The organism is Hymenobacter lapidiphilus (genome assembly GCF_013377885.1).
Taxonomy (GTDB): Bacteria; Bacteroidota; Bacteroidia; order Cytophagales; family Hymenobacteraceae; genus Hymenobacter; species Hymenobacter lapidiphilus.
Genome location: NZ_JABKAU010000009.1, coordinates 13,162 through 33,165, shown reverse-complemented (window position 1 = coordinate 33,165; position 20,004 = coordinate 13,162). Strand labels below are relative to the sequence as shown.

General features: G+C 56.9%; 17 protein-coding genes. 13 read left to right on the top strand and 4 right to left on the bottom strand.

The window, feature by feature from the left end; genetic code table 11:
• Positions 1-48 precede the first annotated feature (48 nt).
• Together HW554_RS06540 and HW554_RS06535 are read right to left on the bottom strand one after the other, a co-directional pair.
• Positions 49-2,502: a TonB-dependent receptor gene (locus tag HW554_RS06540; protein ID WP_176907778.1), complete on the bottom strand. Its 2,454-nt coding sequence runs from the start codon at positions 2,500-2,502 to the stop codon at positions 49-51.
• A 219-nt stretch (positions 2,503-2,721) separates the two neighbouring features.
• A complete protein-coding gene (locus tag HW554_RS06535) occupies positions 2,722-3,060 on the bottom strand; it encodes a hypothetical protein (protein WP_176907777.1) in 339 nt (112 codons plus the stop codon).
• Between the two features lie 283 nt (positions 3,061-3,343).
• On the opposite strand from HW554_RS06535, the gene HW554_RS06530 reads away from it, so the two are divergent.
• The 3 genes from HW554_RS06530 to HW554_RS06520 all read left to right on the top strand — a co-directional run bounded on the left by HW554_RS06530 (position 3,344) and on the right by HW554_RS06520 (position 6,936).
• Positions 3,344-3,793, top strand: coding sequence for a hypothetical protein (locus HW554_RS06530; protein ID WP_176907776.1), 450 nt, complete (start codon positions 3,344-3,346; stop codon positions 3,791-3,793).
• A 114-nt stretch (positions 3,794-3,907) separates the two neighbouring features.
• Positions 3,908-5,752 (top strand): molecular chaperone HtpG, encoded by a 1,845-nt coding sequence (gene htpG, locus HW554_RS06525; RefSeq protein WP_176907775.1) that lies wholly within the window; start codon positions 3,908-3,910, stop codon positions 5,750-5,752.
• Positions 5,753-5,976: 224 nt separating this feature from the next.
• Entirely contained in the window at positions 5,977-6,936 is a 960-nt protein-coding gene (locus HW554_RS06520; protein ID WP_176907774.1) for a toxin-antitoxin system YwqK family antitoxin, read from the top strand.
• A gap of 40 nt (positions 6,937-6,976) precedes the next feature.
• Here the strand turns inward: HW554_RS06520 and HW554_RS06515 are convergent, their stop codons facing one another.
• The gene (locus tag HW554_RS06515) at positions 6,977-7,336 is read right to left on the bottom strand and encodes a YraN family protein (protein WP_176907773.1); all 360 of its coding nucleotides are present in this window, start codon (positions 7,334-7,336) and stop codon (positions 6,977-6,979) included.
• A gap of 259 nt (positions 7,337-7,595) precedes the next feature.
• Here HW554_RS06515 and lipB point away from each other — a divergent pair, with 259 nt between their 5' ends.
• From lipB to porN, 10 genes are all read left to right on the top strand, one after another.
• A complete protein-coding gene (gene lipB / locus HW554_RS06510) occupies positions 7,596-8,408 on the top strand; it encodes a lipoyl(octanoyl) transferase LipB (protein ID WP_176907772.1) in 813 nt (270 codons plus the stop codon).
• Positions 8,405-8,824, top strand: coding sequence for a hypothetical protein (locus HW554_RS06505; RefSeq protein WP_176907771.1), 420 nt, complete (start codon positions 8,405-8,407; stop codon positions 8,822-8,824). The genes lipB and HW554_RS06505 overlap by 4 nt, the downstream gene beginning before the upstream one ends.
• Before the next feature lie 70 nt (positions 8,825-8,894).
• Positions 8,895-9,962, top strand: a complete 1,068-nt coding sequence (locus tag HW554_RS06500; protein ID WP_246285135.1) for an MraY family glycosyltransferase — start codon at positions 8,895-8,897, stop codon at positions 9,960-9,962.
• Between the two features lie 74 nt (positions 9,963-10,036).
• Complete coding sequence (locus HW554_RS06495; RefSeq protein ID WP_176907770.1) at positions 10,037-11,212, top strand: DUF4271 domain-containing protein; 1,176 nt, start codon at positions 10,037-10,039, stop codon at positions 11,210-11,212.
• A 76-nt stretch (positions 11,213-11,288) separates the two neighbouring features.
• The gene (locus HW554_RS06490; protein ID WP_176907769.1) at positions 11,289-12,104 is read left to right on the top strand and encodes a uroporphyrinogen-III synthase; all 816 of its coding nucleotides are present in this window, start codon (positions 11,289-11,291) and stop codon (positions 12,102-12,104) included.
• A gap of 152 nt (positions 12,105-12,256) precedes the next feature.
• Complete coding sequence (locus tag HW554_RS06485) at positions 12,257-13,249, top strand: PorP/SprF family type IX secretion system membrane protein (RefSeq protein ID WP_176907768.1); 993 nt, start codon at positions 12,257-12,259, stop codon at positions 13,247-13,249.
• 234 nt (positions 13,250-13,483) lie between these two features.
• Complete coding sequence (gene porK / locus HW554_RS06480) at positions 13,484-14,494, top strand: T9SS ring complex lipoprotein PorK/GldK (protein WP_176907767.1); 1,011 nt, start codon at positions 13,484-13,486, stop codon at positions 14,492-14,494.
• A 66-nt stretch (positions 14,495-14,560) separates the two neighbouring features.
• Positions 14,561-15,370 carry a type IX secretion system motor protein PorL/GldL gene (gene porL, locus HW554_RS06475; RefSeq protein WP_246285134.1) on the top strand — a complete coding sequence of 270 codons (810 nt, stop codon included), beginning with the start codon at positions 14,561-14,563 and terminating at the stop codon, positions 15,368-15,370.
• A 55-nt stretch (positions 15,371-15,425) separates the two neighbouring features.
• Entirely contained in the window at positions 15,426-17,006 is a 1,581-nt protein-coding gene (gene porM / locus HW554_RS06470) for a type IX secretion system motor protein PorM/GldM (RefSeq protein ID WP_176907766.1), read from the top strand.
• Between the two features lie 98 nt (positions 17,007-17,104).
• Entirely contained in the window at positions 17,105-17,971 is an 867-nt protein-coding gene (gene porN / locus HW554_RS06465) for a type IX secretion system ring subunit PorN/GldN (RefSeq protein ID WP_176907765.1), read from the top strand.
• A 127-nt stretch (positions 17,972-18,098) separates the two neighbouring features.
• Here porN and uvrC read toward each other — a convergent pair whose 3' ends face one another.
• Positions 18,099-19,910, bottom strand: a complete 1,812-nt coding sequence (gene uvrC, locus HW554_RS06460) for an excinuclease ABC subunit UvrC (protein ID WP_176907764.1) — start codon at positions 19,908-19,910, stop codon at positions 18,099-18,101.
• Positions 19,911-20,004: the final 94 nt, after the last annotated feature.

Sequence of the window (20,004 nt, the reverse complement as noted above, 5' to 3'; positions counted from 1 at the left end):
CGGGCCATTATTCTTTCGTGCACATCGGCCTGCCAGGCAGAAGCAACCCTACTTAAACGACAACGGTACCATGAGTTTCATGCTCAGGTTGCGGCCCATGTTAAACACGCCCTGCCGGCCGGTGGCGTAATTCACGTCGGTGTATTTGAGGCGGCTCAGGTGGTTCTGGTAGGCCACATCGAACACGTTATTGAGCGTGAGATAGAGCGAGAATAGCGTGCGGTCTTTGGTCGATACCACGTCGGAGCCCAGGCCCAGGTTTACCAGCGTGTAGCCCGGCGTGCGGGTTTCGGTTTCAAAGGCCGAGAAAACGCGGTTTTGGGCGAAATTGTGCTCCAGCGCCGTGCGGGCGTACAGGTTGCGCAGCCGCGAGCGGCCCACCTTGGCAAAACTCACCCGCAACTCCGACTGAAACCGGTCGGCCGGAATGAAGGGTAGGTTGCGCTGGCCCGCGGGCTGGTCGAGCTGCACGGCCCGCACCATCGAAAACGAGTTTTCGAAGTGCAGCCAGTCGAGCGGGTGGGGGTGCAGGTCGAGGCTAATTTCGCCCCCGGCCAGCCGCGCATCGCCCTGCCCGTAACGGAACACCTGGTCGCCTTCCACCGACAGCGAGTCGCCGCCGCCGGCCGCTCCCAGCACGCGCGGGAAAATGTAGTTGCTGATGCGGTTGCGGAAGACATCGACCGACAGATCGACGTGCTCGGAAGTGAAAGCCAGGCCGCCATCGAGCTGGAAGCTGGTTTCGGCTTTCAGGTCCGGCTCTCCGATTTCGTAGCGTACCGTGCCCTCGTGCTTGCCGTTCGAGCCCAGCTCGGCAATGTTGGGTGCCCGGAAGCCGCGGGCCGCGTTGGCCTTCAGCACCAGCTTTTCGCCCAGCAGGTAAGCCCCGCCCAGGCTGCCGCTCACGTTGCGAAAAGTGCTCGTAAAGCCCCCGAACTTCGTTTCGCCCTGTCCGGCGGGCACTGGCTGCTCTTCTTCGTTCAGATACAGCGCGTCGGCCTTAATGCGGCGCAAATCGTAGCGCAGGCCCCCGCTCACATCGAGCCGGCCGAAGGTCTTTTTAGTTACCCCGAACACGCCGTCATCAAGCAGCCGGTAGGCCGGAATCAGGAACTCGACGCCCTTGTTCTGGTTTTCCTGCTGCATCCCGCTTACCCCAAACGTGGTGTTCCAGCCGTTCATTTCGGGCAGAAACCAGCGCAGAGCATAGTCTACGGTGCGCAGCTGGAAGAAGAGCGAGGTTTCATCCGCGTCGGCGGGGTTACCGAACTCGCGGCGCAGGTTCTGCTGCCAGCCCAGGTTGGCCGTGAGGCGGTGCTGGCCCAGTATAAAGCTGTTGTCGGTGCCGATGCGCAGGTGGTTGATTTGCTGGCGGGGTACGGCCAGGCCGTAGCCGCGCAGGTCGGCGCTGGTTACCGGCACATCGGCCACGTCGCCATCCAGCGTGGGCACGCCCTTCAGAAACCGGCCCGTCAGCGAGTCGCGGGCACCCTCAATCAGGCCCAACTGCTGGTTGAAGGAGTTGAAGGTGAGGTGCGAGTAGCCCCAGCTTTTGTTCAAGCCCACGTAGCCGCTACCGTTCAGCTCCCGCGCACCCGAGTTGTACACCCGGCCGTCGAGCTTATTGCGGTAGTTGCCGGCCACCTTGCCCGAGCCGCGCACCTGCCAGTTGAAGCCGTTGAGGTTGCCCGCGTTCCAGAGCGAGTAGCCCTGCTGCTGGTTGTTGGTTTGATACGTAGCGGCCGCCGCGCCCAGCACCCGGCCCTCGGCCACCGGCTCGGGCGGCAGGAAGTTGATGACGCCCGCCAGCCCGTCGGAGCCATACAGCAACGAACCCGGCCCCTTGATAATCTCGGCCCGGTCGATACTAAACTCGTCGATTTCGATGCCGTGCTCGTCGCCCCACTGCTGGCCTTCCTGCTTGGCGCCGTTGTTGAGGGTGATAACGCGGTTGGCCCCCAGCCCCCGGATGATAGGCTTGCTGATGGCCACACCGGTGGTAATCTGGCTCAGGCCGGGCACATGGGCCAGCGCATCCACGGCGTTGGTGGCCGAACTTTGCTGTAGCTGAACCTGGCTAACCACCGTGGTGGGAACGGGCGAGCGGCGCCGCTCGGTGCTGGCCGACACGCCCGTTACCACTACCTGCCCGATTTCGGTGGCCGTGGGCTCCAGCACCACATCAATGGCCGTACTCGTGCCCGTATCCACGTTACGGGCCACAGTCGAGTACCCCACGAAACGGACTTGCATTAGAAACCGTCCGCGGGGCAGGTTAGCGAAACTAAACTGCCCGTTTTCGTCGGTTGCAGTTGCCTGTCGTAGGTCGGGGAAGTATACCGTGGCTCCGGGCATGGCCTGGCCGGTGGCTGCATCGGTAACGCGGCCGGTTACGGGGGCACTGGTCGTGGCTCGCGTTGCGGCCGGTGCCTGGTTGGTGGTTTGGGCCACCGCCAGACCAGTGCCGAGTGCAAAGCCCGTCGTGATAAAAAAGCGAAGCATAAAAGTGGAGATAGGAGAGGCCCGGCAGCCAACAATACCGTGGCTGCCTCAGCCCGCCGTAATAATCGGCCGGTCGCCTCAACAAGCAAAAAAGGAAGAAGAATGGACCTGCGCACCCTTAGTGCCGCGAAAGAGACCCGGATACGCTCTGATAAGCACTGCTCGAACAAGGCGGGAGCAGATTCCTGCAGAGAGCAGGGCAGCGTAGCTTACGAAGGGTTAAGCCATAGGCGGGCCGCGTAGGTCGGCTGTGATACGAGTGGCCGAGTCCCACACCGAAGCGGCGGCTATCGAGTGGGGCAATCGGTACGCCACGGGCAGAACCGGTTGCACCAGCGGAGCCGGTGGCTGGAAGGCCGCGTTGAAGAAATGGTCGACCGCGCAGTGCTTATGCTGGCTGCTGACGATGTCGGCCTGGCGGATGTTAGGACCGGCTTCCAGTGCAACGTCCACCGTGTGCTGATGCTCGTGCAGCGCCAGAATCCAGGCATTGGGTACCAGTACCCGTGCAAAGCACAGGAGCAGCACTGTAGCCAGCCGGGACCGAAGATTGTACATTAGAACTAGTGGGACGAAGAATTGAATGTACGGCAAACCAACCTCCCGCGCCGCCGGTGCGGCCGGGCCGGGTGAAATGAGAATGACGTTAACTGCATTATACGTAGTATGACTTGCACATCATGTTGCCTCAGGCCGCCAACCCATAATGGGAATAGTTGTATTTTGCTCAAATAGGCAGGGTATCAGAAATTTGTATTTGTAGTATGCCACATCAGCCGTAATATTGCATCCGGCATTTTATATATGTGTTGTTGGAGAGACGTTTACTCGTGCGGAAGTAATGGAAGTTGAAACTCTGGAAAGCCCGTTGGTAGTCAGATACGAGCGAAACGATACCCTGCTGCATGCGCAGTGGCAGTTTTTAGCGCAACCCCACCGCGCTCCGTCCGCTCTTCAAAATCTCCTGGACGCCGCCGCCCGCCCACGGGTGCGTGCCTGCCTCTTGGACTTACAGTATATGCCCGACCTGTCGTCGATGGGGCAGCCGCAGACGGAATACCATTTGCTGGTGAAGCTGGCCGCGTTGCCGCTACAGCACCTGGCACTGGTATTTAAAGCAGATTGGCAGCATGAGGCCCTGCTGGCCGCTACCAGCTGCCTGGCCCCTGCCTATGAAGTGCAGGTGTTCGATGATGCCGCCATGGCCCTCGACTGGCTCCGGCAAACCGGCGAAGGCTACCTGGGTAGGGGCGGGGGCCGGACCGAGCAGCGCCGGCCGCTGTCAAACTGACAGCCGGGAGGAGACTGGAACAGGGTTTGAAACCAACGTTCCGCGCCGTTGCCGGCCCTATGGGGCTGGCAAAACGGCCGGTTTTTGTTTTCACTCACCTTTTCTGATTCTGTTATGCAAGAGAAAGGCAGCATCTCGATTCACACCGAGAACATCTTTCCTATCATCAAGAAATTTCTCTACTCCGACCACGAGATATTCCTGCGCGAGCTGGTCAGCAACGCCGTCGATGCCACTCAGAAACTCCAGAGCCTGGCCCGCCAGGGCGAGTACAAGGGCGAGTTGGGCGAGTTGAAGGTGCGCGTAACCGTTGACAAGGAAGCCCGCAAAATCACGATTTCTGACCGCGGCCTGGGCATGACGGCCGAGGAAATAAAGAAGTACATCAACCAGATTGCCTTTTCGGGTGCCACTGAGTTCGTGGAGAAGTACAAGGAAACCGATGCCCAGGCGAAAGACCAGATTATCGGTCAGTTTGGTCTTGGTTTCTACTCGGCCTTCATGGTGGCCAAGGAGGTGGAAATCTGGTCGAAATCGTACAAAGACGACACCGCTACGGCCCACTGGACCTGCGACGGCAGCACTGAGTTTACGCTAGAAGAAACCGAGGGCGAACACGCCAAAGCCGAGCGCGGTAGCGACGTGGTACTACACGTCGCCGACGATTCGGACGAGTTTCTGGAGGAAGCCCGCCTGAAGGGCATTCTCACCAAGTACTGCAAATTCCTGCCCATCGAAATCGAGTTCGAGGGGGAGGTTATCAACCAGATCAAACCCATCTGGACCAAGCAGCCTGCCGACCTCACCGACGAGGACTACGTGAAGTTTTACCAGGAGCTGTACCCGTTCTCGGAGCCGCCCCTGTTCTGGATTCACCTCAACGTCGATTACCCCTTTAACCTGACGGGTATTCTCTACTTCCCGAAGGTGAAGGACGAGTTGCAGCTGCAGCGCAATAAAATCCAGCTCTACTCGCGCCAGGTATTCATTACCGATGAGGTGAAGGACGTGGTGCCCGAGTTCCTGATGCTGCTGCACGGCGTGATTGACTCACCTGACATCCCGCTCAACGTGAGCCGCAGCTTCCTGCAGGCCGATGGCGCGGTGCGCAAAATCAACCAGTACATCACCAAAAAGGTAGCCGACAAGCTGGCCGAGCTGTTCCGCAAAGACCGCGAGGGCTACGAGCAGAAGTGGTCGGATATCGGCATGTTCGTGAAGTACGGCATGCTCTCGGACGAGAAATTCTACGAGAAGGCCAAGGATTTCGTGCTGGTGCAGAACATAGCCGGCAAGGCCTTCACGCTGCCCGAGTACCAGGAGTTCGTGCAGGCCAACCAGAAGGACAAGAACGAGCAGACGGTTATCCTCTACACCACCGATGCCGAGGCCCAGCACGGCTTCGTGCAGGCGGCTCAGGAGCGTGGCTACGACGTGCTGGTGCTCGACGGCCCGCTCGATTCGCACTTCATCGGCCAGCTGGAGCAGAAGCTCGAAAAAACGACTTTCAAGCGCGTGGACGCCGAAACGACCGGCAAACTCATCGAGAAGGACGACGCGCCCGAAAGCGTACTGAGCGACGACGACAAAACCCGCCTGACCGACGTGTTCAAGCAGGCCATCAGCAACGACCATATGCACGTGCAGGTAGAAGCGCTTTCGCCCCAGGATGCGCCCGTCATCATCACGCTGCCCGAGTTTATGCGCCGCATGAAGGATATGCAGCGCACCGGCGGCGGTGGCGGCATGCAGATGTTCGGCTCGCTGCCCGACTCCTACACCGTGAGTGTAAACGCCAATCACCCGGTTACGCAGCGCGTGCTGAGTGCCGAAGGCGAAGCCGGCAGCAAGCTGGCCCGCCAGGCCTTCGACTTAGCACTGCTGGCTCAGGGCCTGCTGAAAGGCGAGGCGCTAACTGCCTTTGTGAAGCGCAGTGCCGATTTGCTGGCCGCCGAATAGCTTTAGGCGGTATATAAAGTTATAGAGAGTACAAAACCCCGGCGGCCTTGGCCGTTGGGGTTTTGTGTTTGTGAGGCAATGGGGAACCCAGGACGAATAGTTGGTGTGGTGAGTGCCTGTAAGCCGACAGCCGTGAGCCATAGGCCAGCAGCTCAAAAGTAAGGGTACCAAATCCGCATATCTTTACGTTTCTGGCTCCGAACGAATCCTGCCCGATTTCCTACATGCGTCTGTTCCGATTGACTTCTTCACCGGCCCTGCTACTGCCGGTGCTGCTGCTACTGGCCGGTGCCTCGGCTTCCTGCTCGCGTAAAACCATTTCCTTTAACAGCCAGCCCGATGCTGCCGGCCAGCTAGCCGCTGCCCCCGACAGCCTCACCACGACTGCCGACACGGCTGCGGCCCCAACGCTGGGCGGCAAGCAGGTAACCCTGAGCAAGGAGCAGGAGCGGGCTGCCCGTTCCAAGGAGCGAGCCGCTCAGCGAAAGCCTAAAAAGAAGAAGAACATCTTCCTGAATGAGCCTATCAAAAAGGGCTACACCAAGTCGGGGCAGAAAGGCAAGCGGCAGGAGGTGGAAATATTCTACTATCTGCGCACCTTCCGGCAGCCCGATCCTATGGCGCTGGCCGTGTACTACTATAATCCGCGCAAGCGCAAAGTATTTAAGGCAACGGGCGAGCTAAACCCGGCCACCGACAAGGTGATGCACGGCCCGTACAAAAAAATGCGTGGCGGCAAGGTCATCGAAACCGGCTTCTTCGCCTACGGCACCCGCCACCTTCGCTGGGAGAAGCTTACGCCCGACAACATTCTGACCGCCAAAACGCACTACGAACGGGGCTTCCCACGCGACGCCAACGTAACCTACTACGATGCCGACCGCAAGCAGCTGAAGGAAGTGATTCCCTACCTCAACGGCCAGATGGAGGGCGACTACGTCCGCTTCCTGGCCACCGGCAAGCGCGAGTGGGAAGGCCAGTTTGAGAACGGTAAGCGCGTGGGCGAGTGGATAAATTACTGGGGCTTCCGCAACCTGAAAGACCGCCGCCACTACGTGTACGGCTACGGCGAGTCGGGCTACGAGCCGGAGGTAAAAGAGCCGGTTCTATTGAAGGAATACAACCGCAACGGCGTGCTCATCTACGAAAAGGACAAGCTCGATAACCGGGAGAAGGGAAAGTAACCCGGGTTGCGCAATGGGCGCCCCTTATTCTTTGCGCTGATCAATAAAAAGCATCCTCAAAATGCGCTATCCGCAGGCCGGTGGCAGCAGGCGTGAGAGCTATAATATCAAACCGGATATCGGTGGGCCAAACCAGCATTTCCTGCAAATGCTCGGCGGCCAGGCGCAGCAGCTGCCGCTTACGCTCGGTTACGAACTCCTCGGGGTAGCCATAGTGCTCCGACGAGCGGGCCTTTACCTCCACCAGCACCAGCAGCGCGGGCGGCCGGCGCATCACCAAATCCACTTCGGCCCGGCGGAAGCGGAAGTTGCGGTGCAGTAGCTCGTAGCCCTGCGCCAGCAGGTAGTGCAACGCAGCCTCCTCGCCATCATGGCCGAGTTGGTGGGATGGAATGAGCATGACGGGGTGGGCTATGGGTAGCGAGAAGCGCGCAAGGGTTGGGAAACCAGTAGTTCGGGTACCGGGTTGGGCCGAAATCTAGTACCTTTGTCTGCCATTTGAAACTGGCCGTACTTGGTTCTGTGCCGGGAGGTTGCTGTCTTTTCTTGGAAAAAAGACGTCTGCATCCGGTCGGCCATAGACTGACAATCTGCTGACAGTCAAAATAAAGGCTGCTGCTGCATCTCCGGCCAGCCGCGTTTTGCCCGCCTAACCCACCATGACCACCATCTTCTCCACTTGCGCAATTCCAGCCACTGCTCCCGAAACGCCGCCGGCGACCGGGGCTGCGCCGGCCAGCGCCGGTCAGAGCCACCAGGTGCTGGTGCGGCGGCTGGGCATGGTAGACTATGCGCCTACCTGGGAGCTACAGGAGCAATTACTGGCCGAAACCCTGGCCCTGAAAACCCAAAACCGACTGGCTGCCGAAGCAGGCCAGCAAGTGGTTGCTACCCTCAACCACTTGTTGCTTTGCGAGCATCCGCCGGTATATACGCTGGGCAAAAGCGGTAAGCCTGAGCACTTGCTGCTCGATGACGCCGGCTTGGCTGCCCACGGTGCCACCTTCCACCGCATCAACCGCGGTGGCGATATTACCTTCCACGGCCCCGGCCAGCTGGTAGGCTACCCCATCTTCGACCTCGACAACTTCTTCACCGATATTCACCGCTACCTGCGGCTGCTCGAAGAAGCTGTTATCCTCACACTAGCCGACTATGGCGTGCGCGCCGGCCGCATTGCCGGGCTTACCGGAGTCTGGCTCGATTTTGAAGAGGGCGCGCCCAACCCGCGCAAAATATGTGCGTTGGGTGTAAAGTGCAGCCGCTGGGTAACTATGCACGGCTTCGCTCTCAACGTAAACACCGACCTAAGCTACTTCGGCCATATTGTACCCTGCGGCATCACCGACAAAGCCGTGACTTCGCTGGAAAACGAGCTGGGCCACGCAGTACCCGTTTCTGAAGTGCAGGAGCGTTTATTGCCCCATTTGGCCACGTTATTTGCGGCCGACCTGATTTCTCAGAGTTCATGAAAAAAGATATACCCTTCCGGCCCGTTGTGGGTGTTAGCGTAGCCATAACGCCCGACGAGCAGGCTGCCACGGCCACGGCCGACGCACCAGGCTGGCAGGTATTCCTTATCAACGACAACGACCAGCCCCTGCAAAACGTTATCGTTAGCTCGAACGGCTACGGTACCGACGCGCAGGGCGAAGCCATCCGTACTTCCACGCTGCGCCATGCGCTTCCCGAAGTGCCGCCGCATGCCGCTGCTCCTGTTGAAGCCCTCGACTCGGCGCTTTTTCAGCTGCACAACCAGTACTGGGTCAGCTATTACATAGATGGTCAGGTCTTTGATAGGAAATTCGTTTTTGCACCTGACTCTATTGGCTTCAAGCAGCTGAAACCTATCAGCTTGCTTATCCCTCAAGGAATCTTGGCTACTTGAATCAGCCATCTTTAGCTGTCTTCTCCGCTCTGGCAGTAGCCGTCCCTTACCACAAGCGCCAACCACTCTTATGAATGCACTCGGAATACAGTTGAGCCTGTCCTTCCTGTGGGCCTTTTTGGTAGCTATGTTCGCCGTGCCGTCCATTATCTACATCGCCCACCTCAAAAACATGCTTGATACGCCCAATGTGCGTACCGTGCACGAGTCGCTGACGCCGCGCCTGGGCGGAGTGGCTGTCTTTGCCGGCTTTATGTCGGCTCTCACCATCTTCGCTCCGCTTGACAATGGCGTGCAGCAGCTGCTGGCTGGCTGCATTGTGTTGTTTTTTGTAGGCCTGAAGGACGATTTGGTGAGTATTTCGGTGGCTAAAAAGTTTGTAGGCCAGCTGCTGGCTACTGGCGTGGTGATGATTATGGCCGATGTACGGATTACCAGCTTCCAGGGCATTCTGGGCATAGGCGAGTTGCCCATCGGCATTAGCTACGCCTTTACCTTTTTCGCCATTGTCGGCATCACCAACGCCATCAACCTCATCGATGGGCTTGATGGGCTGGCGGGCTCCATCGTGCTCATTATTGTAAGCACCTTCGGCTATTACTTCTACCAGTACGGCGGACCAAGTTTCCAGAACTACGCCTTTGTTTCGGTGTGCGTGGTGGGCGGTATTCTGGGTTTCCTGCGCTACAATTTCCATCGGGCCAGTATTTTCATGGGCGACACCGGTTCGCTGGTCTGTGGCTTTATCGTGTCCATTCTAACCATTCAGTTTATTGAGATGGGCCTGAAAGTAGGCCAGCCCTTTGGTAGCGCGGCACCGGCTGTGGCGCTGGGCATTCTGTTTGTGCCCCTGTTCGATACGCTACGCGTGTTTATCGTGCGCATGATGGCTGGCCGCTCTCCCTTCTCACCCGACAAAAACCATGTACACCACCGCATTCTGGCTATGGGTTTCCAGCAAATCAGCACGGTTATGCTGCTGGGCCTGCTCAACGTCGTTGTCATTCTGTTGGTCATCAATTTTGCTTATCTGGGTAGCATGATGCTGATCGGACTGCTGATTGGCTTCTCACTGCTTCTGAGCCTGCTGTTGGGAGTATACCACAGCCGGGCCGAGCGCCAGCGTATCGCCTCCTGATTGAAGGCGGTAGCGGCCATGATATCGTGTGTACCGTGGTAGCTCCTGCTTTTGTAAATCCACTTATTAAACACGTGCGCTGCTCGCTCTTCATCCGGAACCTGTGGCTGTTGCTGCTGGGAGTGCTGCCGCTGGCAGCCGGGGCTGCCGAGTACCGCCGGCTGCCGCCCCCACCCCGGTCCGGCCTTACCACCGATTGGCTTATAAAGGACCCGGCCCGCAACCGACTGATACTGTACCTGCCCAACTACCACGCTCCCGAGCAGGCCTACTACCAGTGGCTAAGCGTGCGGCCCGGCCGACCGTTGCCCATTACCTTCACGGCCCGCGAAAACCTGAGTTTGTTCCTCAACAACCAGCTCGTTTTTACCGCTCCCGCTCCTGCTTCTTACACCCTCGATCTGGCAGCATTGCTGCCCGCCGGAACCCAGCAGGGCGGGCTGCATCTGCTGTGCGTGTGGCATCCTGAAGCCGTCCCCAACCTTACCTCATTCCAGAACGCCCTACCTCCGGTCGAAAGCCCTGTGGGGGCCCGGGAGGTGCTGACGGCTGCCCAGCCGCGGCCCCGGGGGCACCAGGGCCAGAACGTATTTCTGGGCTTTCTGCTGCTCATCGGGCTAGGCTACGGAGGCCTGCGCGCCACCTACCAGCCCGGCTTTGCGCGCATCTACCAGCTGGAGGGGCTCTGGGGCAAGGGCACAGCCGAGCAGGATTTCCTAGTTAAGCCTACCCTTACCTGGCTCAATCTGGTGCTGGTGCTGCTGTTTGCGCTATCGTTTGCGCTGCTGCTGGTGGCCATCCATACCAACATCGAAAACATCGTAATCCTGCGCCGCCTGTTCGATGTGGCCGAATCAACTATTGTAGTGAAGGTGCTGCTCTACACGGCGCTGGTTGCAGCTTTTGTGCTGGGCAAGTACCTGTTTCTGGAGCTGATGGGCTACATCTTCGACGTGGCCGAGCTAGTCACGATTCAGTACCGCGAGTTTATTCGCACGGTGCTGTTCATGGGGCTCTTTCTGCCCGGCGTTATGCTGCTCTATCTGGGGCTCAACCGGCAGCTGCCCGAAACGGTGTTGTGGGTATCCAACGGGGTGGTTTCCTTGCTGTTGGTTGGTACCGTATGGCGTGTAGCCCGGACGCTGCACCGCAAAAGGTCACTCCTGAATCTACATTTGTTTTCGTACCTTTGCGCCACAGAAGTGATTCCGTTGGTCGTTTTGCTCAAATTAATTGTTTTTACCTACTAATCAGGTATTCACGCCGCTCTTTTCCGCTTTCTAACGCTCCCTTATCGCTCCAGATTTTACCCTCATTCTCTACCCAATGGCCGACAATAAAGACCAGCCGGGAAAAGGCCGTCATGCCGTTCCTATAGCCACTATTCTGGTCAGCCAACCAAAGCCGACCAGCGACGTCTCTCCCTATTTTTCGATTGCCGAAAAGTACGGTATCAAGGTAGATTTTCGCGAATTTATTGACGTTCAGCCAGTTTCCTATAAAGACTTCCGTAAAGAGAAGGTCAATATTGCGGAGCACACGGCCATCATCTTTACTAGCCGCAACGCCGTCGACCACTTCTTCCGCATCTGCCAGGAAGCTAAAATTGAGATGCCGGCCGAGATGAAGTACTTCTGCATCTCGGAGCAGACGGCTAATTACCTGCAGAAATATATTGTGCTGCGTAAGCGCAAGCTATTTGTGGGCCAGCGTACGGCTGCCGATATGTTCGACGTCATCCGCAAGCACAAGGGCGAGACGTTCCTATACCCTTGCTCCGACATCCGCAAGGATGACATCCCGGAGTTTATGCGCGACAACAAGTTTAAGTTCAGCGAGGCCGTCATCTACCGTACCGTCGCCGCCGATCTTTCGGACCTGACTGATGTGAAATACGATTGTATTGCTTTTTTTAGCCCATCAGGCATTACGTCGCTGTTCGTTAACTTCCCCGATTTCGTACAGAATAACACGCGTATCGCCGCCTTCGGTCCCACTACCGCTAAAGCCGTACTCGATGCGGGCCTGCTACTCGATATTGAAGCTCCGCACCCCAACGCACCTTCCATGACGGGCGCTATTGAAGCCTACATTCGGCTGCATCAGAACAACGGCTCGCCTAAAACAGCCGGCAAAGTATAAATCGGATAACAGGGGGCAGTCACGGCAAGAGCAGAAGGCACTTGCACGGGCTGTTTGGTTCGTGAGTTTGATGAAAAATTTAGCGCGGTTTTTCGTTACATTTGGGAACGTAGGCCCGCTACTACTCCGGGGCTGACTCACGGCAGATTTATATGAAAAGATATATACTATGCGCCGGAGCGCTGTTGATGATGGGCAAAGCCGCTGCTCAGCAACAGCCGCAGTTCAGCCACTACGGGCTCAATGGCATGCATCTGAACCCGGCTTACGCGGGGGTGAAAGGCTTTGGCGAAATAACTGGCATTGGCCGCATCCAGTATTACGGCTACGACGCTTCCTTCGATTCCGGCGGTTCGCCCACTACGGCCTCACTCACGGCTTCGCTGCCCGTACCAGTGCTGGCTGGCGGTCTGGGCCTGGGTATTTACCGCGACCGGATTGCCGAGCTATACACGACCAACGTGCAACTCTCGTACTCGCGCCACCTCAAGCTGGGCGAGGGCACACTTGGTCTTGGCGTGCAGGGCCTGCTCAATAATATTTACCACGGTAAATATCGGTCCAATGATGAGAACGATATAGCCGTACCGCGTGAGGGTTCAGATGCGAAATTTGACATGGGAGCGGGCGTCTGGTACGAAGCCCCGAAGTTTTATGCCGGCTTGAGCATGAATAATCTGCTGCGTTCGGGCTACCGCTTTAAGAGTGAAGGCATAGCCAACGCAAAAACGGCGCAATATTTGACGGAGAATCATGCCTACCTGACTGGTGGCTACAATATTGATCTGACTCCGGACGTTGTAATTACCCCGACGGCACTGATGAAACTCGTGCTACCGGGAGAATTTGGCGACAGCGACAAACTGACTCTGCGCAATGCCTCGTATGAGGTAGGAGCAAGGGCCACGTTTAACGACCGGTTCTGGGGCGGCTTAGGCTACCGCTCAGGCGACGCTTTCACGGCCTTGGGAGGAGTTTCCTTCGCCCAGGACAATGCGCTTCGGTTGGGATTGGCCTATGACCTAATTGCATTTGGCCAAGAAGCAAAAGCAACGAGTTCATTTGAGATTATGCTGAGTTACCGCTTGCCTAAACCAAGCCTGAATATCCGGCCAGCTATCCGCACGCCCCGGTATAGCTTCTAACGGACTGTTTTGGAGAGGAGGAAAATGTGCTGCAGTTGCAGAAAACGGAATGTTGGCTCAATCAACCGGCCAGATGGGCGTAACAGTCGTTTAACCGGCTGATACTTTAGTTGGTAGACAAATGTGCGGTGTTGGGCGGATTGCTTGCGTACCAACGGATGATTCATTAGATTTGCCAGCCCGAAAAATTGTAATCTTTGGTTATCACCCTCGGTCGTCTTTTTACTTTTCATAATGAATAAGTTTTTCCTCCTGCCCCTTGTCGCTTTCTCGGCTCTGCTGTTGGGCGGGTGCGGTTTCAGCAAAGGCCCCACCGGCGACTTGGTCGGTGCTGAAGACCGGCCAGAATTTAACCCGCAGGAAGTGCCTTACGGCATGGTGCCTTGCCCCGGCGGTACTTTCCACATGGGCCAGACTGACCAGGATATTTCGGCCTCTATGGTCAACATGAACAAGCAGGTAACTATTGCCGGCTTCTACATGGATGAGACGGAAATCACCAACAACCAGTACCGCCAGTTCATGAATGCCATCCGGCAGGATTCGATCGACGTGCTGGGTGAGGAATACGTGATGACCGAACTCTACCCCGATACGACGGTGTGGGTGCGTGACTTCACCTACCACATGGGTGACCCGCTGATGGAGTATTACTACACGCACCCAGCTTTCGACGACTACCCCGTAGTGGGCGTTGACTGGTTTGCGGCCAAGTACTTCTGCAACTGGCGCACCAAGCTGAAAAACCAGGCCAACGAAGAGGCCGGTTTGGCCCCTTACCCTAATTTTCGTCTGCCTTCGGAGGCTGAGTGGGAGTACGCCGCCCGCGGTGGCCGCGACTTAGCTACCTACCCTTGGGGCGGTCCTTACATGCGGAACTCCAACGGTTGCATGCTGGCCAACTTCAAGCCCGGCCGCGGCGACTATGCTTCCGACGGACATGCCTACACGGCTCCGGTTGCCTCTTTCTTTCCCAACGATTTCGGCCTGTACGACATGTCGGGCAACGTAGGCGAGTGGTGCGACGATGCTTACATGGAAGCTTCCGTGCCAGTGGTATGGGATATGAACCCGACCAATCCCGACGACAACGAGCCCCGCAAAGTAGTGCGTGGCGGTTCGTGGAAGGATATTGCGTATTTCCTGGAGACGGGAACCCGCAATTTCGAATACCAAGATTCGGCCCGTTCTTATATTGGTTTCCGCACAGCCATGATCCAGATTGGCTCGGGTGGCGGCCGCTAGGCCAGTTAGCTTCTTGTTTAAGACTCCTTTTATACCTCATCACTTCTTCTTCAACAACACAATCAAATGGCAGCTAAAGGCGGTAATTTCCTGTACGATGTATTGATGCCCAAAATCTACGGCATCGGCGCAGCAGTCGTAATCGTAGGAGCTCTATTCAAAATCCAGCACTGGGATGGTGCTAGCGAAATGCTAATCGTTGGTCTTGGTACTGAGGCTGTTATTTTCTTCCTAAGTGCGTTCCAGCCGACTTCCAAAGAGGTTGACTGGTCGATGGTATACCCTGAGCTGAGCGAAGGCTACGATCCTTCCACTGGTAACGCCAGCTTCCTGCAGCAGGACAACAACGGCACGGGCCTGACCCGTAAGCTCGACGATATGCTGAAGGATGCCAACGTGACGCCCGAAGCCATTAACTCGCTGGGCCAGGGCCTGAACCGCCTCAGCACTACCACCCAGCAGCTTGCCGGCCTCGGCGACGCGACCAACGCTACCGACGAGTACACGACCAAGGTTCGCTCGGCTGCCCAGTCATTGGAGCGCATCAACGATTCGTATTCGAAGACGGCTGATGCTATGAGCACGATGGCCGACGCCACCGCCGACGCGGGTGCTTATCAGTTGCAGGTACAGAACGTAACCAAGAACTTGGGCGCGCTCAATGCCGTGTACGAGATGGAGCTGAATGATGCCAACTCGCACCTCAAGTCCATGAACCAGTTCTACGGTACGCTGGCCCAGGCCATGCAGAACCTGACCGAAGCTGGTAAGGAAACCGACCAGTTCAAGACCGAAGTAACCAACCTGACTTCCAACTTGGGTTCGCTCAACCGCGTGTACGGCAACATGCTGAACGCCATGCGGGCCGGTAGCTAAGCCGCATCCGGTTTAGCAAGTCAACACTCATATAGTATAGCAACAGGCATACAAGATGGCGGGAGAAAAGGAAACTCCACGGCAGAAGATGATCGGGATGATGTACCTGGTACTCACCGCGCTTCTGGCCTTGCAGGTAGATTCAGCAATTCTGTTGAAATTTAAATTCCTCGACGATAGCCTTTCCTCCATCAACGGAAAGGTATCGAAGGCGAACGACGGAACAGTAAAGGGTATTCAGGCCCAGGTAGAAAAGGCCCGCAACCAGCCCAAAGACGTGGCGGTGTTCAAGCAGAGCCAGGAAGTGCGCGAGCGGACCAAAGAAACCATTGCCTATTTGGCTTCGGTGCGGGACCAACTCCTCACTAAAACGGAGAACAAAGGCAAAAACGAGTTTGCCAACATGAGCGCCGAAGACAAGGTGGCCGAGCTGATGCTGGGTGCCAACAAGGACGGTGTCGGCTACAAGATGAAAGGAGAGCTGAACAAGTACTCCGACTATATCAAAAACATCATCCCCGGTGTTACGCCTCTGGCCCTCGACGCTGGTCAGGACCCGATGGTGACGGAGAAGAAGCAGAAGAACAAAAACTTCGCCCAGCTCAATTTCGAAAATACGCCGGTAGTAGCCGCTTTGGCTGTACTGTCGCAGAAGGAAGCTGAAGTGCTTAAGTACGAGTCGGACGCGCTGAAAGTGTTGTCGGATAGAGTAGGTGGCACGATCATCGTATTCGATAAGATCGGGGCTTTTGCCAGCGCTGAGTCGAACACAGTAGCTGCCGGCACCAAGTATAAGGCAGAGCTGTTCCTGACTGCTTCGGCCTCGGGCCTCAACCCTAGCATGACGCTCAATGGCTCGCCAGTTTCGGTAGGTCCAGATGGCCGCGCAAAGGTGGAGTTCACGGCTCGTCCGGGCAACTTCGATAAGGATGGCAATGCTAAAGCGAGCTGGACCGGTACTATCCGTTTCAAGCAGAATGGCCGCGACACCACCTTCAAGGTGACGATGCCTTACACCGTTACCAAGCCGGTGATGCAGATTCAGTCGGCTTCGGTGCAGGCGCTTTACTTCCGTTGCGGCAACAAGCTAAGCGTGAACGTACCCGCCTTGGGTGCCCAGTATGATCCAAGCTTCTCCGCTACTGGTGCAGCTACCATCAAAGGTGCTTCTAAAGGCGAAGTAACGCTGGTGCCTAATGCCAGCGAAGTAACGCTGAGCGTAAGCAGCGGTGGCAACCCCATCGGCTCGCAGAAATTTGAGGTACGTCGTATCCCTAAGCCCGACATTCAGTGCTGGGTTGGTGGTCGTCCGGCCAACGAGAAGCAGGGTACACCTATCACGGCTGTGCGTAACATGAACCTGAAGGCGGTACCAGATGCCAGCTTTGCCACTTTCCTGCCCGACGACGCCCGATTCCGGGTATCGCGCTACGAAGTGACGCTGGTTCGCGGCAAGCGTCCGGCCATCCCAATGATTCCGGTAAGCGGCCCTAATGCTGACCTAACAGCTGTTGTAAATGCAGCCCGCGAGGGTGACCGACTCTACATCGAAGTGAAAGGTGTACAGCGTCAGAACTTCCAGGGTAACGTCGAAGACGTGCCAATGTCTAAGGTGTTCAATATTCCGCTGAACTAAACGTTGGTATGGATATTGGGTAGTGGGGGCAGATGCATAGGCCCACGGCTTTATTTGCCCCCACTACTTATTACCCGAATCCTCTCAACTACTTTGGTATGAACAAGGTCCTTTCTTTTACCGCTCTGGCGGCCGCTCTTACGCTGTCGGTGGCAGCTTCGGCGCAAGAACAAGCTACTACCGCGAGCAGCAACGGCTCGTACCGCCCAATTCCGAGTTCGGACATCATGTTCCGCAAAACGATTTGGCGGGCAATTGACCTGCGCGAGAAGCAGAACAAGCCCATGTTCTCCGAGGGCCGTGAAATCAGCGGTATTATCCTCGATGCCGTAAAGCGCGGCGAACTGCAGGCCTATCGTAACGACTCGCTTACTACTACGCTTTCCTCGAAGGAGGTAGTGAGCAATATGTCGTATCAGGAAGCCGCTGCTGGCCTCAGTGACGAGGAAAGAGCTGCCGGCTTCTCCAACGAATCGACTGATGACTGGGGCGCTCCTGCAAGACGCGGTGCGGCTAATGCAGCTCCGGCCGCGGCTCCTAGCTACGGCTACCGCCCCAAGGACATCTACCAGATGGAATTGAAGGAGGATATGATTTTCGACAAGAAACGGTCGAGAATGTATCATGACATCAAGTCGATAACCCTGCTGGTGCCTTCTACGCTGAGCGCTAATACGGCGGGTATTGAGAAGCCGATTGCTAGCTTCAAGTACAGTGACTTGGTGCGCGTATTCCGGGCCAACCCTGACAAGGCAATCTGGTTCAACCCTCAGAACGATGCGCAGCACAAAAATCTGGCTGACGCATTCGAGCTGTGGTTGTTCAACTCCTACATCGTGAAGGTGTCCAACCCGACCGACTCGCGCCTCGACGAAATCTACGGTAGCCAGCAGCAGGGCATCCTCGCCTCGCAGCAAGCCGCCGCCGATCTGATTGAATACGAGTATAACCTGTGGTCCTTCTAAAGCACAGATGTTGCAGATGTTAGGATGACGCAGATGCGGCCGCCTTCCAGAAGCACAATTGTAAAAAAGCAGCAGGCCCCGACCAAATCTGGTCGGGGCCTGCTGCTTTTTAAATCAGTAATGCTCCTTATACAGCCGCGTCAGTCTGGGCGAAGTATTCGACCAAGATGCGGGCCTTGGCTTTGCCGACTTCTGTTACCAACTCGGCTTCCGATAGTTCGCGGATTTTCTTAACGGACTTGAATTTGAGCAGGAGCTTGTCGGCCGTGACGGGCCCGAGGCCTTTCACGTCGGTAAGTTCGGTTTTGAGGGTGCCGGCGTCGCGCCGGTCGCGGTGGAAGGTAATGCCGAAGCGGTGAGCCTCGTCGCGCATGCGCTGGAACAGTCGCAGGCTTTCGCTCTTCTTGTCGATGTAAAGCGGCAGTGGGTCGTTGGGCACGTAGATTTCTTCGAGGCGCTTGGCAATGCCAATAACGGCCATCTGACCCCATAGGCCGAGGTCCTTGATGGCCTTCACGGCCATGCTGAGCTGGCCCTTGCCACCATCGACGATGACGAGTTGGGGCAGGCTGGCGCCTTCGTCGGTGAGGCGGCGGTAGCGGCGCGTTACTACTTCATACATCGAGTCGAAGTCGTTGGGGCCAATGACGGTTTTGATGTGGTAGTGCCGGTAGTCCTTCTTGCTGGGCCGGGCATTACGGAAACACACCATGGCGGCCACCGGATTATCGCCCTGGAAGTTGGAGTTATCGAAGCATTCAATGTGCTTAGGCAGCTCGGTAAGGCGCAAATCCTTCTTGATGGTTTCCATGATGCGCACCTCGTTGAGGTCCTTGCTCCGGTCGTTCATACTCTCCTTCTCCTTGCGCAGGTAGAGCACGTTTTTCAGGCTTAGCTCTAGCAGCTTGCGCTTGTCGCCAATCTGAGGCTGGGCCACCGCTACGCCGGGTAGCGGCAGGGGGAGCAAGGCTACGTTGGTCAATATTTCCTTCGACTCGCTCTCGAATTCTTCGCGCATCTGCATCACCAGCACGGCCAGAATCTCGTCGTCGGGCTCGTCGAGCTTCTTCTGCACTTCTACTGACTGCGTGAGCACAATGCTGCCGTTCATCACCTTGAGGTAGCTGATAAAGGCCGATTTTTCGTTTGAGGCAATGGCGAATACGTCGATGTTGGTGAGGTTGGCATTGACGATGGTGCTTTTGCTCTGGAACTCGTCGAGCTTGTCGAGCTTGACCTTGAACTGGTGGGCCAACTCATACTGCTGCTCCTGGGCGGCCTGAGCCATCCGCTCGCGGAAGTACTGCTTGGGCAGGCGCAGGTCGCCGTTGAGAATCTGCCGGATTTGCTGGATGTACTGGTTGTAAGTCTCCTCGTCCTGGTTGCCCACGCAGGGGCCCTTGCAATTGCCGATGTGGTACTCCAGGCATACCTTGAACTTGCCGGCCTCAATGTTGGCCTCCGAGAGGTTGTAGGTGCAGGTACGCAGCGGGTAGAGGGCCCGCATCAACTCCAGCAGCAGGTTCATGCCCGTTACGTTGGCGTAGGGGCCGTAGTAGTGGCCGTCGCCGGGGCGCTTGGTGCGCGTGGGTATCAGGCGCGGAAACCGCTCGTTGGTCAGTAGTAGGTAGGGGTAAGTCTTGCCATCCTTGAGCAGGATGTTATACTTGGGCTGGTGCTGCTTGATGAGGTTGTTTTCGAGCAGAAACGCATCAGACTCCGAATCCACAATCGTGAACTCGATGCGCCGGATGTTCCTGACCAGCTGCTGGGTTTTCTTGTTGTGGTCTTGCTTGGTGAAGTAGCTGCTGACCCGCTTGCGCAGGTCGATGGCCTTGCCCACGTAGATAATCGTGTCTTCGTCGCCAAAGTACTTGTACACCCCCGGGCGGTGCGGGAGCTGGCGGATTTGGTCTTGCAGCTCGGGAGAGGCGGCCATAACATCACAGATTTTTGCTGAATTTTCAGCTGATTACGCAGGTTCCGGATGGGAGTCCGGAACACTTTCAAAACTACACTCACTGTTCGATATA